The following is a 14,200-nucleotide window of genomic DNA, read 5'->3' as shown; positions in this document are numbered from 1 at the left end:
GTTTCGTGTCGCCGTACCTGGTTCGCAGGCGTGGGGACTCGCAGACGGCTTCCCCACGCAGACAGACCCCAGCCTACGCCTGCAGGTTGGGGTCTGTCCGTACGGGTGGGGCGTGTCAGGTGATGTCGCGACGGGCCGTCAGCCAGGAGCCGACGCCCGCGATCACCACCGTGTAAAGCACGAGCAAACCAACGCTCGCCCACGGTCCGAAGTAGGGGCTGTTCTGGTCAGTTCCGGGTGTTTGCGACGGGTCGCCGGTGACCAGCATCCCGGTCGTCAGGTTCCCCGGAATGAACTTCGCGGCGGTGTCCCAACCGAGGATGCCGAAGATGATGTTGAGGATGATCTGACCCAAGAATGCGAAGCCAACCGCAACGAGCACCGCGGCGATCTGGTTGCGCACCAGCATCCCGAAGCCGAAGCCGATGAGGGTCCAGACGACGACCGCAACGATCGACATCAAGAAGGTGGTCAGCACATCGGAGTTCCCGAGGAACAACGAGGTGTGCTTCACCGGCCCGAGGATCAGCGCACCGCCAGCCACCGAGGCGATGACGTGGAGGATGCCGTAAACCAGGCCCACCGCCAGCACGGCGACGGTCTTGGAGATCGCTACCGTGGCCCGTCTGGGCGTCGACAGATAGGTCGAGGAGACCGTCTTATGGCGGAACTCGTTGGTGATCAACAAGACCCCGAGTGCCAACGGAAACAGTGCGCTCAGTGAGCCGAAGCCGCCGAACAAGCCGGCGCTGTAGACCAATTGGGCGGCATTCGCGTTCTTCGCGAAACCGTGTTCCTGACCGACTAGTGCGGCCAGGCCCATCGACAGCAGGAATGCCAAGAGGGCCATCCCGGCGGCCATGCCCCACCACATGCGGGTGGTGAAGATCTTGCGGATCTCGGACTTGATTGCGCCGCCCATTTCAGAGACCTCCTCCCATCGGCTGCTGGCCTTGCGGCGCGGGGTGCTCCGGACCGAGATTGCGGTTGGTGCCTTCGGTGAGCTGGAAGAAGAGTGCTTCCAGGTCGGCATGTTCGGCGCGCAGTTCGTGGACCGGGGCACCGGCCTGGAAGGCGATGTCACCGATACGGGCGACCTCGCCCGACCGAACTGACAGCACTCCGGGCTCACGCTGATCGAACCGGAGACCGGCCTGATGGAGCGCGTTGCCGAGCTCCTGGACCCGGGGGGTGCGGATGCTGACCCGCTCCTCACCTCGCAATTGGTTGATCGATCCCTGGCGGATGAACTGCCCGTTGGCGATGATCACGCAGTCGTCGACGGTCTGTTCGACCTCGCTGAGCATGTGGCTGGAGACCAGGATGGTCTTGCCCTCGCTGGCGAGATGGCGCAGGAAACCGCGCAGCCAGCGGATGCCTTCGGGGTCGAGACCGTTGGCCGGCTCGTCCAGGATCAGAACGCGGGGGTCGCCGAGCAGCGCGGCGGCTAGGCCGAGGCGTTGGCGCATACCCATCGAGTAGCCGCCGGCACGCTTGTTGGCGGCGGCCGGGATTCCGACGAGCTCGAGGAGTTCATCGACGCGGCGGTCAGGGATGTTGGCGGTGGCGGCCAGGACGCGCAGGTGGTCACGGCCGGTGCGGCCGGGGTGAAACCCAGTGGCTTCCAGGGCCGAGCCGACGTGGGTCAGCGGTTCGGGGATGTCGGCATAGACCCGACCACCGATGGTCGCGCGTCCCGACGTCGGACGGATAAGACCGAGCAGCATCCGCAGGGACGTCGTCTTGCCGGCGCCGTTCGGGCCGAGGAAGCCGGTGACCCTGCCGGGCTCAACGGTGAACGACAGATTCTGGACGGCTTGAAAGTTGCCGAAGGTCTTGCTCAATCCTTCGAACTGAATGCGACCGGCTTCATCAGGCGGTCTGGTCATAGGTGGCTTTGTCATATGCGGTGCGGACACGTGCTGGACCCCTCGTGGACGTGAGCTGACTGACCTATTCGACCACTCCCCGGTGAAGCCAGTGAGAAGCGGGTCTGGGAATTGACCACACGTTCCGCGCGGTTGCCGCGGACCGAGGATGCAGCCGCGGGTCGGATGCCGTGGGACGATGTCGCCGCTATGGAGTGGTTGTTAATCGGTGTCGGTGTCTTGCTCACCCTCGGTACGGCGATGTTCGTTGCCGCGGAGTTCTCGCTGGTCGCTCTCGACCGGCCGACCGTGCAGCGGGCGATTGACGACGGTCAGGGCGGTGCCCGCACCGTCATGGCCTCGCTGCGATCGCTGTCGACCCAGCTCTCCGCAGCCCAAGTCGGGATCACCCTGACCACCTTGGTGCTCGGCTGGCTGGTCGAGCCGTCATTGGGAAAGTTGCTGGAAACGCCGCTGGCCGCCATTGGTGTGGGGGAGTCGGTAGCGACCGGCGCCGCGACCGTACTGGCGCTGGTGATCGCGTCGATCTTCTCGATGATCGTCGGGGAACTCGTTCCGCAATTCCTCGGCATCTCCGCACCTCTGCGCGTCGCGATGGTCGTCGCGGCGCCGGTGCGCATGTTCGCCGCGCTGTTCCGTCCGTTGATCGTGGTGTTGAACGGATCGGCGAATGGGCTACTGCGCGCCTTCGGCATCGAGCCGCAGGAGGAGCTGAGCGCGGCTCGCACCCCGCAGGAGCTGGCGTCGATGGTGCGCCATTCCGCCGAAGCCGGAACGATGCAAGAGGGCACCGCCCGGTTGGTCGCCCGCAGCCTCGACTTCGGTGAACGCGTCGCCGCTGACGTGATGACACCGCGCGGACGCTGTTCCTACGTCGAACGCGACGCGACCGCTGCCGACGTCGTCGACCTCGCCCGAGAGTCGGGCCACTCCCGCTTCCCGGTCCTTGAGGGCGGCTGGGACGACGTGCTCGGCATGGTCCACGTCAAGAAGGCCATTGCCGTCCCGCACGAACGGCGCGCTGAGGTGCCGGTCACGGCGTTGATGGTGCCGCCGGTGTTCGTGCCCGAGACCGTACGGCTGGATCCGTTGCTTTTGCAGTTGCGCGGCGGCGGCCTCCAACTCGCCGTGGTCATCGACGAATACGCCGGCACCAGTGGTGTCGTCACCCTCGAAGACGTGATCGAGGAGATCGTCGGCGAGGTCAGCGACGAACACGACAAGTTGCTCGATCCGAGCCGGTTGCTACCCGACGGAAGTTGGACGCTTTCGGGGATGTGGCGCCCCGACGAGGTGCACGACCGGATCGGTGCGACGATCCCCGAGGGGTCCTCGTACGAAACGTTGGGCGGTTTCGTGATGGCCCGAATGGGCCGCGTTCCGCAGGTCGGTGACGAGATCGAGTTGGCCGGTTGGCGGCTGCGGGTGCTGTCGATGGACAAGCGCCGTGTTGATCGGGTTCGGCTGACGCCGGCCGCGGCTGTTGAGACGCAGGAGCCGTCATGACCCTGTTGTTCTCCCTCGTGCTGTTGCTCGGCAACGCCTTCTTCGTGGGCGCCGAGTTCGCCGTCATGGCGGCGCGTCGATCCGGTTTGGAACCTCTCGCGGAGCAGGGCTCGAAACGCGCTCGCGCCAGCCTTGAGGCGCTGGAGAAAGTGTCGTCGCTGCTGGCGTGTGCCCAGTTGGGCATCACCGTCTGTTCGGTGTTGCTGGGTGCGGTGGCCGAAGACGCGCTGCACCACCTGCTCGCCGGACCCATGCACTCCCTCGGGCTACCCGAGGGGGCGGCCGACATCACGGCGTTGGTTCTGGCGCTGCTGATGGTGGTCTACCTGCACGTCGTGCTCGGTGAGATGGTCCCGAAGAACCTGGCGATCGCCGGCCCGGAGCGTTCGGCCTTGCTGCTGGCGCCCGCGTTGCTGCGCATCACCAAGATCCTCGGCCCGGTCATTCGGTTGCTGGAGTTCATCGCCAAGGCTGCAGTGAAACGGCTGGGCATCGAACCGCGCGACGAGCTCGGGTCAACCGTTTCAGCGGAGGACATGCAGTTCATCGTCCAGGAGTCACACCGCGAGGGCCTGCTCGAGGCGCAGCAGCAGGAGCGGGTGCGCGGAGCGCTGGAGTTCACCGACAAGCTCGCCTCCGATGTGGCGGTTCCGGTTGATCAACTGGTCACGCTCCAGGTCGGAGCGACCCCGGCTGATGTGGAGAAGTTGGTCTCCAAGCGGGGCTTTTCGCGCTTCCCGATCATTGACACCCACGGCGACCTGGCGGGCTACGTGCACCTCAAGGACGTGCTTTATGCGCGTGATGAGTTGTACGACGAGCCGGTGCCGCCCAAGCGGATCCGGCCCCTGGCGACCGTACGACCGCAGGACGAAGTCGAGGACGTGCTGCTGACCATGCAGCGCACCGGCGCCCACCTCGCGCGCGTGGTGGACGACGCGGGCGCTCCGCTCGGCGTGGTTTTCCTGGAGGACGTGCTCGAGGAACTCGTCGGGGAAGTCACCGACTCGACTCAGCGCTGACTGCGCCGCCCGACAGCATTTGCGGTCGGGCGGGTCATTGCTCGTCGAGCGGCCGCCTTCGCTGACCTGGCCCTGGGGGAGCCCGGCCATTGGTCGTGCCCGCCCGGTGGGATCGTCCGTTTGCTCGATGCGTACGACGTTCGGCTCGAGGGCCGCAACGCCGTCGTCGTCGGGCGCAGCCAGATCCTCGGTCGAGTCCGTCGCCTGACGAAACGCTGCACTTACCCGCAAACCCGGCAGGATTCGCGCGTAAGTGCAGCGTTTGGGAGCGGGGTCTCAGTCTTTCTTGAGGCCGTCCTTGATCAGGTTCATCACCGTCGAATCGGCCAGGGTGGTGACGTCACCAACCTCGCGGTTCTCGGCGACGTCCTTCAGCAGGCGCCGCATGATCTTGCCCGAGCGAGTCTTGGGCAATTCGGGAACCACCATGATCTGCCGAGGCTTCGCGATGGGGCCGATCTCCTTGGCGACGTGGTTGCGCAACTCCTGCACCGTGTCGTCACCGTGATCGGTGAATCCCTCGCGCAGGATGACGAATGCGCAGACCGCCTGGCCGGTGGTCTCATCGGATGCCCCCACGACTGCGGCCTCGGCCACGGACTCGTGGGAAACCAGTGCCGACTCGATCTCCGCGGTGGACAGCCGGTGACCCGACACGTTCATCACATCGTCGACTCGGCCGAGCAACCAGATGTTGCCGTCGGCGTCGTACTTCGCGCCGTCCCCGGCAAAGTAATACTTCGGGCCGAAGCGACTCCAATAGGTGTCCTGGTAGCGCTGGTCATCGCCCCAGATGGTGCGCAGCATGGCCGGCCACGGCTTGGTCAGAACGAGATAGCCGACCTGCTCGGGTTCGGTGAGCGGATTGCCCTCGTCGTCGAGGATCTCGGCGCTGATGCCCGGGATCGGACGCTGCGCCGAACCCGGCTCGAGCGTGGTGACGCCCGGCAGTGGCGAGATCATGATGGCGCCGGTCTCGGTCTGCCACCAGGTGTCGACGATCGGGGTCTTGCCATCGCCGATGATGTCGCGATACCAGCGCCATGCCTCGGGGTTGATCGGCTCGCCGACCGAACCGAGCAGGCGCAGTGAGCTCAGATCGAACTTCGCCGGGATGTCAGCGCCCCACTTCATGAACGTACGGATCGCGGTCGGCGCGGTGTAGAGAACCGTCACGCCGTACTTCGCCACGATCTCCCACCAGCGACCTTGGTGGGGAGTGTCCGGAGTTCCTTCGTAAAGGACCTGGGTCGCGCCGTTGGCCAGCGGCCCGTAGACGATGTACGAGTGGCCGGTCACCCAGCCGACGTCAGCGGTGCACCAGTAGACATCGGTCTCGGGGTGAACGTCGTGAATGATTGAGTTCGTGTAGGCCGCCTGGGTGAGGTAGCCGCCGGTGGTGTGCAGGATCCCCTTCGGCTTCCCGGTGGTGCCCGAGGTGTAGAGGATGAACAGTGGGTGCTCGGCGCCCATCGGTTCGGCGGTGTGTTGGTCAGACTGCTTGTCGACCACGTCATGCCACCACACGTCGACGTCGTTCCAGGCGACCTCGCCCTTCGTACGCTGCACGACCAGGACGTGCTCGACCGGGTGTTCACCCTTGGTCAGCGCCTCGTCGACCGCGCCCTTCAGCGCAACCGCCTTGCCGCGGCGCCATTGTCCGTCGGTGGTCACCACGACGCGTGCGTCGGCGTCGACGATGCGGGTGTATAGAGCATCGGCGGAAAAACCGCCGAACACCACCGAGTGGGGAGCGCCGAGACGCGCGCAGGCCAGCATCGTGAAGATCGTCTCCGGGATCATCGGCATGTAGACCGCAACGCGGTCACCCTTGCCAATCCCCAACTCCTGCAACGCGTTTGCTGCCTTGGAAACCTCACGCTGTAGGTCTGCGTACGTGATGGTTCGGGTGTCGCCTGGATCGCCTTCGAAGTGGATCGCGACCCGGTCGCCGTTGCCGGCCTCGACGTGTCGGTCAACGCAGTTGTATGCGACGTTCAACTCGCCATCGGCGAACCACTTCGCGAACGGTGCGTTGCTCCAGTCGAGGGTCTGGGTGAAGTCTTTGCTCCACGTGATGCGTTCCCGGGCTTGGTCGGCCCAGAAACCTTCGAGATCGGCGTCGGCCCGGTCGAAGAGATCCGAGGTGCCATTCGCCTGCTGCGCGAAAGCGGGATCGGGTGCGTACGTCTGGTCGCTCACTGCCTATTACTTCCTTCGGTGTTCTCGAAAACGGACGAAAGGCCGACTGTGGGGTGGCGTTACCCACCCCACAGTCAACCTTCCTAGTGTTCGATCGCTTCGGCAACCCCGTGTCCGGTGAGGGAACGGACCTCCATCTCGGCGTATTTGGCTGCGTTGAACTCCTTGCTGGTCACGCTGCCGAGCCAACCCAGGAAGAACCCGATCGGAATCGAGACGATGCCCGGGTTGTCCAGCGGGAACCAGTGGAAGTCGATGTCGGCCGGCAGCATCGACAAGGTCTTGCCGGTCTTCGGGTCGGCGCCCTTGCCACTGACGACCGGGCTGAACACGATCAGACCGACGGCGGTGAGCAGGCCGCCGTAAATGCTCCACACTGCTCCGCGGGTGTTGAACCGCTTCCAGAACAGCGAGTAGAGAATCGTCGGCAGGTTTGCGCTGGCCGCGACGGCGAAGGCCAGGGCCACGAGGAAGGCGACGTTCTGGTCCTTGGCCAGCATGCCGCCCCCGATGGCCACGATGCCGCCGACGATCGCGGCGATCCGAGCGACCTTCACCTCGGACTCCTGGTCGGCCTTTCCGCGCTTGATGACCTGGTTGTAGATGTCGTGGGCGAAGGTAGCGCTGGTCGTAATCGTCAGACCGGCGACCACGGCAAGGATCGTGGCGAACGCGATGCCCGACACGATGCCGAGCAGCGGTGATCCGCCGAGTTCGAAGGCGAGCAACGGGGCCGCCGCATTCGCCTTGCCAGGAGCTGCGTTGATCTTGTCGGGACCAACCAGTGCGCCGGCGCCGAAGCCGATGACCAGAGTCAGCAGGTAGAACCCACCGATCAGCCAAATGGCCCACTCGACCGACTTGCGGGCCTGCTTGCTGGTGGGAACGGTGTAGAACCGCTGCAACACGTGGGGCAGTCCTGCCGTTCCGAGCACCAGCGCGAGGGCCAGCGACAGGAAGTCGAGCTTCGTCGTGGAGTTCTTGCCGTATTTCAGTCCCGGCGACAGCAGGTTCTCGCCGGCCTTCGGGTTCTCCTTGACCGCCGCGTCGAACAGGTGGCTGAGGTTGAAGCCGTACTTTCCAAGCACCCAGACGGTCATCACGAACACCGCAATGATCAGCAGCACCGCCTTGATCATCTGCACCCAGGTGGTGCCCTTCATGCCGCCGATCATCACGTACATCACCATGATCACGCCGACGACGGCGATCACCAGGTTCTGCGCCGTGTTGCCGCTCACGCCGAGCAGCAGGGAGACCAGACCACCGGCGCCGGCCATCTGGGCCAGCAGGTAGAAGAACGACACACAGAGAGCGGAGCTGGCGGCGGCCATTCGTACGGGCCGTTGCTTGAGGCGGTAGGACAGCACGTCCGCCATCGTGAATCGCCCTGTGTTGCGCATCAGTTCGGCGACCAACAGCAGCGCGACGAGCCACGCCACCAGGAAGCCGATCGAGTAGAGGAAGCCGTCGTAGCCCTGCAGCGCGATCGCGCCGGCGATGCCCAGGAAGGACGCGGCGGAGAGGTAGTCACCGGCGATGGCGAGCCCATTCTGCGGGCCGGTGAACGAGGCGCCGCCGGTGTACATCTGCTCGGCGGTCTTCTTGCCCGCAGCGACCTTGATCACGATCGCGAGGGTGACCAGAACGAAGACGGCGAAGATGGCGATGTTGAGCGTCGGGCTGCCAACCGATTTCGACGCCATGGCGAGGGCGGGCATCAGAGCACTCCGTCCTTCTTGAGAGAGGTGACGATGGCTTCAGCTCGCGGGTCGAACACGCGGTTGGCCCAGCGGCTGTACCAAATCGTGATGGCGAACGTCGTGACGAACTGCCCGAGGCCCATGATCAGGCCGATGTTGATCTTGCCGACCACTTGGGTGCCCATGAAGCCGGGCGCGTAGATCGACAGCAGGACGTAGAGGGCATACCAGGCCAGGAAGAAGGCCGTGATGGGGAAGACGAAGCCGCGGAAGCGCTTGCGCAGATCGGCGAATTCGGGGGACTGCTGAACCGCGATGTAGCGGTCCTCGACCTGTGGAGCGTCCATGCTCACGGGCACCTCCGAAGAGCGGGCGGGAGCCGTCACGGATGTGACTGGCATCACACAGGGTGCGCGGTCGGATCGGATGGGCGACAGCGTTCGTCGCGCGTTTGCGGTCAAGGTGGCGGATGAATCGCCGTGCGGCAGTGGGGCGTACGGCGAACGGTCGGTTTCGCGCGACGAGCGGTCAGTCCGCCGCAACCGATTCCGGCAGGTGCAGCTGGGCGATGGCCCGAGCGGTGCCCGGCGGGATGCGATGGGGGCTCGCGAGCGAGGCGAGGACCATGACCGCCGTCGCCAGCGGCATCGTGCAGGCCGCCGGGGCGGCGATCGCCGCGTTCAACAAACCGCTCGTCGCATTCGGGGCATACAGCATCATCAGGGCGGCGCTCGCGGTCGCCGCGCCACCGACGACCATGCCGGCGATCGCGCCGATCGTTGACAACCCGCGCCACCACACGCCCAGAACAACCAGGGGGGTGAACGTCGATGCGGCCAGCGCGAAGGCGTATTCGACCACCATCGACAGCCCGAACGTGTGACTGCTCAGGGCGACCGCCAGCGGAACCGTCATCGCGACCACGGTCGCGGCGCGGAAGGTGCGACTCGCAGGAGCCGACCTGGGCCAGAGGGGGCGTACGACGTCCTGGTCGAGAACTCCGGCGACCGCCATCAACAGCCCGCTGGAGGTGGACAGGAAGGCGGCGAACGCTCCGGCCGCCAGTAGCGCGCCGAGCAATTCTGCGGTCGTTCCCTGGGTCATCGCGGCGGGAAGGCGCAGCAGTGCGGTGTCGCGGTCCGCCGCGGTCGCGGCGGGCAGGTAGGTGCGAGAGAGCCATCCCAACACCGGCGGCCAGAGGTAGAAGGCGCCGAGCAGCGCAAGCACCGCCGTTGTCGTACGACGGGCGTCGCGGCCTGTGGGGTTGGTGTAGAAGCGGACGACGACGTGGGGCAGGCCGATGCTGCCCAGACAAAGGGCGATCAGCAGGCTGTACGTCGCGTAGAGGCCGGTGCCAGTCGACCCGCCGCGCAACGGATCCCACCACTGCCCGGTCAAGCTGCCAATGTGTGGATCTGCCCGGAAGCGCACGACGAGCAATACCGCGACCGGGACGAAAATTGCGGTGAGCTTCAGCCAGTACTGCACGGCTTGAACCAAGGTGATCGAGCGCATTCCGGCGAGGGCGACATTGACGGTGACGATGAGGGCGACGACCAGGGTTCCGATCCAGCGCGGCAGGCCGGTGGTGTAGGCGAACACCAGGCCCGCGCCCTGCAGTTGCGGCACCAGATAGAGGCCGCCGATCGCGAGAACGAGGACGGAACTGATCCGTCGGGCGGCCAGCGAACCGAGCCGGAACTGGGCGAAGTCGGGCAATGTGTACGCCCCGGACCGACGCAGTGGGGCAGCCACCAGAACCAGCAGGACGAGGTAGCCGACGGTGTATCCCACCGGCAGCCACAGCGTCTCGGCGCCGCGTTCGTAAATGAGGCCACCGATGCCGAGAAAGCTTGCGGCAGAGATGTATTCACCGCCGATGGCGCTCGCGTTACGCCAGGGGGTAACGGTCCGTCCGGCGACATAGAAGTCGCTCGTTCCACGGCTGAAGCGCAGGCTCAGCAGCCCCACCGCCGAGGTGAGCGCGCAGACGAGGAACACAGCGGTGACGGCCCACGGGGAGGTCACGAGCGATGCACCTCGCGGGTGAACTCGTCCTCGATGCGCTCGGCGGCTCGCACGTATTGGCGGGCCATCAATACCGCGGCAGGGTAAACCAGGATGCCGAGCACCAAATAGCTGAACGGCAGGCCGAACACGGTGGCGTGGTGGGTCGCTGGCAGCAGGAAGAACAACAGGGGAAGGCCGCCGAGAGCGATGGCGCCAGCTGCCAGGACGCGGAGGGCCAGGCGCAGTTGGGCGCGGATCAGACCGTCGAGGTAGACCGAACCGAGCGCGGTCTGTGACTCGATCTCGCGGCGCAGGTCAGGTTGTCCGCTGGGCGCTGGCCGGTGGGACCGGGTGATGCGAACCCGCTCCGGTGGCTGGGTCACTTCGCATCCCGGCGCAGCAGCCTGGCGCGCAGGTCGCGAGTGTGCCGCCGGCTCACCGGGAGGGTGACGGCGCCGATCCGAACGCTGCACCGCCCGTCGTCGGTGTGGACTGCTTCGACATAGCCGGTGTTCACCAGCGTCGAGCGATGAATGCGTACGAATCCCGCTGCCGCCCAGCGCTCTTCGAGCGTTGCCAGCGGGATCCGGAGCAGGTGGGTGCTGGTGGCGGTGTGTAGCTGGGCGTAGTCGCCTTGGGCTTGCACGAAGCGAACGTCGGAACGCTGCACGAACGTGGTGACTCCAGCGATGTCGACAGCTATCCGTTCGTCTTCCACCGCAGTGGCGGGTTCGCTGGCGGGGCCGAGGCAGCGGCGTACGGCCTGGGCCAGACGCTCCGGACGCACCGGTTTCATCACGTAGTCGACAACGTCGACCTCGAAAGCATCGACCGCATAGTCGTCGTAGGCGGTCACGAAGACCAGTTGCGGGCGTCGTTCAAAGCGGGCGATCACCCGGGCCAACTGCAGACCGTCGAGACCGGGCATGTTGATGTCGCTGAAGACGACGTCGATGTCGCGCTGGTGCAACAGGTCGAGGGCCTCGCCACCGCTGGCGGCCTGATGGACCTCGCCGATGTGGTCGTCGCGGCCCAAGAGGAAGGCGAGTTCGGAGCGGGCGGGCGGTTCGTCGTCGACGACGAGAACGGTCAGCGGGCGCATGAGCACAACCTACCTACGCGCCGGGACTGAATTTCGGGATGGAGAAGCTGACCCGCATGCCGGCGCCCGGCGCGGTCTCGACGACCAGGCCATGGTCGTCGCCATAGACCTGGCGCAGGCGGGCGTCGACGTTTCCCAGGCCGATGGAGTCCGAGGTCGCCTCGCCGTTGAGGACTTCCTGCACGCGCACCGGATCGGCGCCCACTCCGTCATCCTCGACGCTGATCTCGGCGGAGGCACCCAGGTCGCGGGCAATCAGGACTACGGTTCCGGTTCCGGATTTGGGGGCGAGCCCATGTCGTACGGCGTTCTCCACCAGCGGTTGTATCGCCAGATAGGGAACCCGAACCGGCAACACCTCCGGCGCGATCTTCATCCGCAGCTGCAGCCGCTCACCGAACCGCGCCTGTTCGAGCACGAGGTAGCGCTCCACGTTGCGCAGCTCGTCGGCGACGGTTGTGTAGGTGCCGCTGGAGCGCAGCGAGTAGCGGGTGAAGTCGGCGAACTCGAGTAGCAGTTCTCGCGCCCGGTCGGGGTCGGTGCGCACGAACGAGGCGATCGCGCCGAGGCTGTTGTAGACGAAGTGCGGGCTGATTTGCGCCCGCAGGGCGCGCAGCTCGGCCTCCATCGCGCGGGTTCGATCCTGGGATAACTCGGTGAGTTCAACTTGAGCGGCAAGCCACTCCGCGACCTGCTCGGCGGCGCGGGTCAGGCCGGCGCTGGGCGCGGGTCCTGCGGCGACGAGACCGCCAATAACGTTGTCGCGCACCGTGATCGGTGCGATGACCAGATGCCGCAACGGGCAGTCGGGGTCATTGCAATCGAGGCCGCTCTCAACCGCCACCCGTCCGTCGTCGAGGTGGTCGGCGGTGAGGGTCCAGACCTGATCGCGATGGTGTTCGCCCAGGCCGTCCCACGCGAGAACGGCGCTGCTGCCAGTGAGGGCGAGGGCGGGGGAGCCGAGCAGTTCACGCAGATGAGGCAGCGCGCGGCGCGCCGATTCGGCGTCAAGCCCCGCCCCGAGCTCGCGACCAGCAAGTGACGCGGTGTGCAGGATTTCGTAAGTCGCCCGCTCGCGTTCGGAGACAAAACCGCGGTGTAGCGAGCGTCGGCGCAGCAGGGCCCAGACCAGCGCGACGATGAGAACGGCGCCGACGATCAGCGCGATCGTGGTCGGGATCAGGTCCTCCTCGGGGTGGGTCTTGACCGCGAAGGAATCAGCAAAACAAGCGGAGTGCCCCCTGTAGGATTCGAACCTACGCTCCCGCCTCCGGAGGGCGGTGCTCTATCCCCTGAGCTAAGGGGGCAACAGCCCGAAACGATAGCACCGCGCTGAGCCAACCAGCACATCGTCCCGGGCGGGCGCTGGTGGTCCACGACGTGGGTGGCGCCACCCACCGAGCCGGTCGATCAGTACGGTTTGTCCCGATGAACGCCAACCAGACCGCTGTCTTCTCGGCCGGGACCACGCGCACCGACGGTGCGCTGTCGGTCGCGGGCCATGACGTGCGCGCGATCGCCCGCACCCACGGAACCCCGGCCTACCTGATCGACGTCGACGACGCCCGCGCTCGAGCGCGTCAGTTCCGGGACGAGTTCGCGCGCGCTTTCGCCGATATCGGCACGACCTGCGACGTGTTTTACGCGGGCAAGGCCTTCCTCTGCACCGCCATGGCGCGGTTGGTTCAGGAAGAAGGCCTGCACCTCGACGTCTGCAGCGGCGGGGAACTGGCCGTCGCCCAGCGCGCTGGCGTTCCGGGCGAACTGATCGGCCTGCACGGCAACAACAAGTCGGTCGCCGAGATCGACGCCGCGGTGGCCTATGGCGTCGGCCGGATCATCGTTGACTCGTTCGAAGAGATCGACCGGGTCGCCGATGCCGCCGATCAAGGCGGCGTCACCTCACACGTCATGTTGCGCGTCAAGACCGGCGTCGAAGCCCACACCCACGAATTCATCGCTACGGCTCACGAGGACCAGAAGTTCGGCTTCAGCCTCGACGGTCAGGTGACTGAAGCCGTACGCCGGGTGTTGGCGCGGAAGTCGTTGCGGCTGTTGGGTTTCCACTCCCACATCGGTTCCCAGATCTTCGAGTCCGACGGCTTTGCCGTGGCCGCGCAACGGCTGATCGCCCTGCAGTTGCAGGTGGCCTCCGACCATGGCATCACCCTGCCCGAACTCGATCTGGGTGGCGGCTTCGGTATCGCCTACCTGCCGAGTGACGAGCCGCTCGACCCAGCGGACATGGCCGACCAGATGGCCCGCATCGTGCAGCGGGCATGCGCCGAGGCGGACATGCCGATCCCGGCGATCTCCATCGAGCCCGGTCGGTCGATCATCGGCCCGGCGGGGATGACCATCTACCAGGTCGGCACCGTCAAACCGGTCGTCGTCGACGACACCCTGACCCGCACCTACGTCGCGGTGGATGGCGGAATGAGCGACAACGCCCGCCCGGTGCTCTACGACGCCGACTATTACTGCGAGGTCGCGGGTCGCGACTCGAAGGCTGCGGCCGTGACCGCTCGCGTCGTCGGCAAACACTGCGAGTCCGGCGACATCGTCGTACGCAATGGGCAACTGCCCGGCGACGTCGCCGCGGGCGACTTGATCGCCGTGGCCGCCACCGGCGCCTACTGCCGGTCGTTGTCGAGCAACTACAACCACATGCCGCGTCCGCCTGTGCTCGCCGTGAGCACGGCCGGTGTGACCACCTGGATCCGCCGGGAGACCATTGAGGACCTGTTGGCCTTGGAGGGGGAGTGA

The 14,200-nt window shown here is 66.1% G+C and carries 13 protein-coding genes, 1 tRNA gene and 1 pseudogene; 5 read left to right on the top strand and 10 right to left on the bottom strand.

What is annotated here, in order from left to right; translation table 11 throughout:
- Positions 1–115 precede the first annotated feature (115 nt).
- Positions 116–922, bottom strand: coding sequence for an ABC transporter permease (locus ACYU98_RS10750; protein WP_460468200.1), 807 nt, complete (start codon positions 920–922; stop codon positions 116–118).
- A 1-nt stretch (position 923) separates the two neighbouring features.
- Positions 924–1,889 (bottom strand): ABC transporter ATP-binding protein, encoded by a 966-nt coding sequence (locus ACYU98_RS10745; protein WP_460468199.1) that lies wholly within the window; start codon positions 1,887–1,889, stop codon positions 924–926.
- 189 nt (positions 1,890–2,078) lie between these two features.
- Between ACYU98_RS10745 and ACYU98_RS10740 the strand changes: the two genes are divergently transcribed.
- From ACYU98_RS10740 to ACYU98_RS10730, 3 genes and pseudogenes are all read left to right on the top strand, one after another.
- Positions 2,079–3,395: a hemolysin family protein gene (locus tag ACYU98_RS10740; protein WP_460468363.1), complete on the top strand. Its 1,317-nt coding sequence runs from the start codon at positions 2,079–2,081 to the stop codon at positions 3,393–3,395.
- Complete coding sequence (locus tag ACYU98_RS10735) at positions 3,392–4,417, top strand: hemolysin family protein (RefSeq protein WP_460468198.1); 1,026 nt, start codon at positions 3,392–3,394, stop codon at positions 4,415–4,417. Before ACYU98_RS10740 ends, ACYU98_RS10735 begins: the two co-directional genes overlap by 4 nt.
- A pseudogene (locus ACYU98_RS10730) lies at positions 4,418–4,600 on the top strand (hypothetical protein); the annotation flags it as partial.
- Between the two features lie 93 nt (positions 4,601–4,693).
- On the opposite strand, the gene acs reads toward ACYU98_RS10730, so the two are convergent.
- The 7 genes from acs to ACYU98_RS10695 form a co-directional block, all read right to left on the bottom strand.
- Positions 4,694–6,619 carry an acetate--CoA ligase gene (acs, locus tag ACYU98_RS10725; RefSeq protein WP_460468197.1) on the bottom strand — a complete coding sequence of 642 codons (1,926 nt, stop codon included), beginning with the start codon at positions 6,617–6,619 and terminating at the stop codon, positions 4,694–4,696.
- A gap of 83 nt (positions 6,620–6,702) precedes the next feature.
- Positions 6,703–8,340, bottom strand: coding sequence for a solute symporter family protein (locus tag ACYU98_RS10720; RefSeq protein WP_460468196.1), 1,638 nt, complete (start codon positions 8,338–8,340; stop codon positions 6,703–6,705).
- The gene (locus tag ACYU98_RS10715) at positions 8,340–8,669 is read right to left on the bottom strand and encodes a DUF485 domain-containing protein (RefSeq protein WP_460468195.1); all 330 of its coding nucleotides are present in this window, start codon (positions 8,667–8,669) and stop codon (positions 8,340–8,342) included. The genes ACYU98_RS10720 and ACYU98_RS10715 overlap by 1 nt, the downstream gene beginning before the upstream one ends.
- Before the next feature lie 181 nt (positions 8,670–8,850).
- Positions 8,851–10,350 carry a sodium/solute symporter gene (locus ACYU98_RS10710; protein WP_460468194.1) on the bottom strand — a complete coding sequence of 500 codons (1,500 nt, stop codon included), beginning with the start codon at positions 10,348–10,350 and terminating at the stop codon, positions 8,851–8,853.
- Entirely contained in the window at positions 10,347–10,715 is a 369-nt protein-coding gene (locus ACYU98_RS10705) for a hypothetical protein (RefSeq protein ID WP_460468193.1), read from the bottom strand. Before ACYU98_RS10705 ends, ACYU98_RS10710 begins: the two co-directional genes overlap by 4 nt.
- On the bottom strand, positions 10,712–11,434 hold the full coding sequence (locus ACYU98_RS10700; protein ID WP_460468192.1) for a LytR/AlgR family response regulator transcription factor: 723 nt from the start codon (positions 11,432–11,434) through the stop codon (positions 10,712–10,714). The genes ACYU98_RS10705 and ACYU98_RS10700 overlap by 4 nt, the downstream gene beginning before the upstream one ends.
- 13 nt (positions 11,435–11,447) lie before the next feature.
- Positions 11,448–12,203: a sensor histidine kinase gene (locus ACYU98_RS10695; RefSeq protein ID WP_460468191.1), complete on the bottom strand. Its 756-nt coding sequence runs from the start codon at positions 12,201–12,203 to the stop codon at positions 11,448–11,450.
- A gap of 21 nt (positions 12,204–12,224) precedes the next feature.
- Between ACYU98_RS10695 and ACYU98_RS10690 the strand changes: the two genes are divergently transcribed.
- Entirely contained in the window at positions 12,225–12,476 is a 252-nt protein-coding gene (locus ACYU98_RS10690) for a hypothetical protein (protein WP_460468190.1), read from the top strand.
- 193 nt (positions 12,477–12,669) lie between these two features.
- Here ACYU98_RS10690 and ACYU98_RS10685 read toward each other — a convergent pair.
- Positions 12,670–12,741, bottom strand: a tRNA-Arg gene (locus ACYU98_RS10685).
- A gap of 121 nt (positions 12,742–12,862) precedes the next feature.
- Between ACYU98_RS10685 and lysA the strand changes: the two genes are divergently transcribed.
- Positions 12,863–14,200, top strand: coding sequence for a diaminopimelate decarboxylase (gene lysA / locus ACYU98_RS10680; protein WP_460468189.1), 1,338 nt, complete (start codon positions 12,863–12,865; stop codon positions 14,198–14,200).

This window comes from Calidifontibacter terrae (assembly GCF_054778835.1).
The sequence above is the reverse complement of the archived record's forward strand: the minus strand, read 5'-3'. Positions and strand labels throughout refer to the sequence as shown.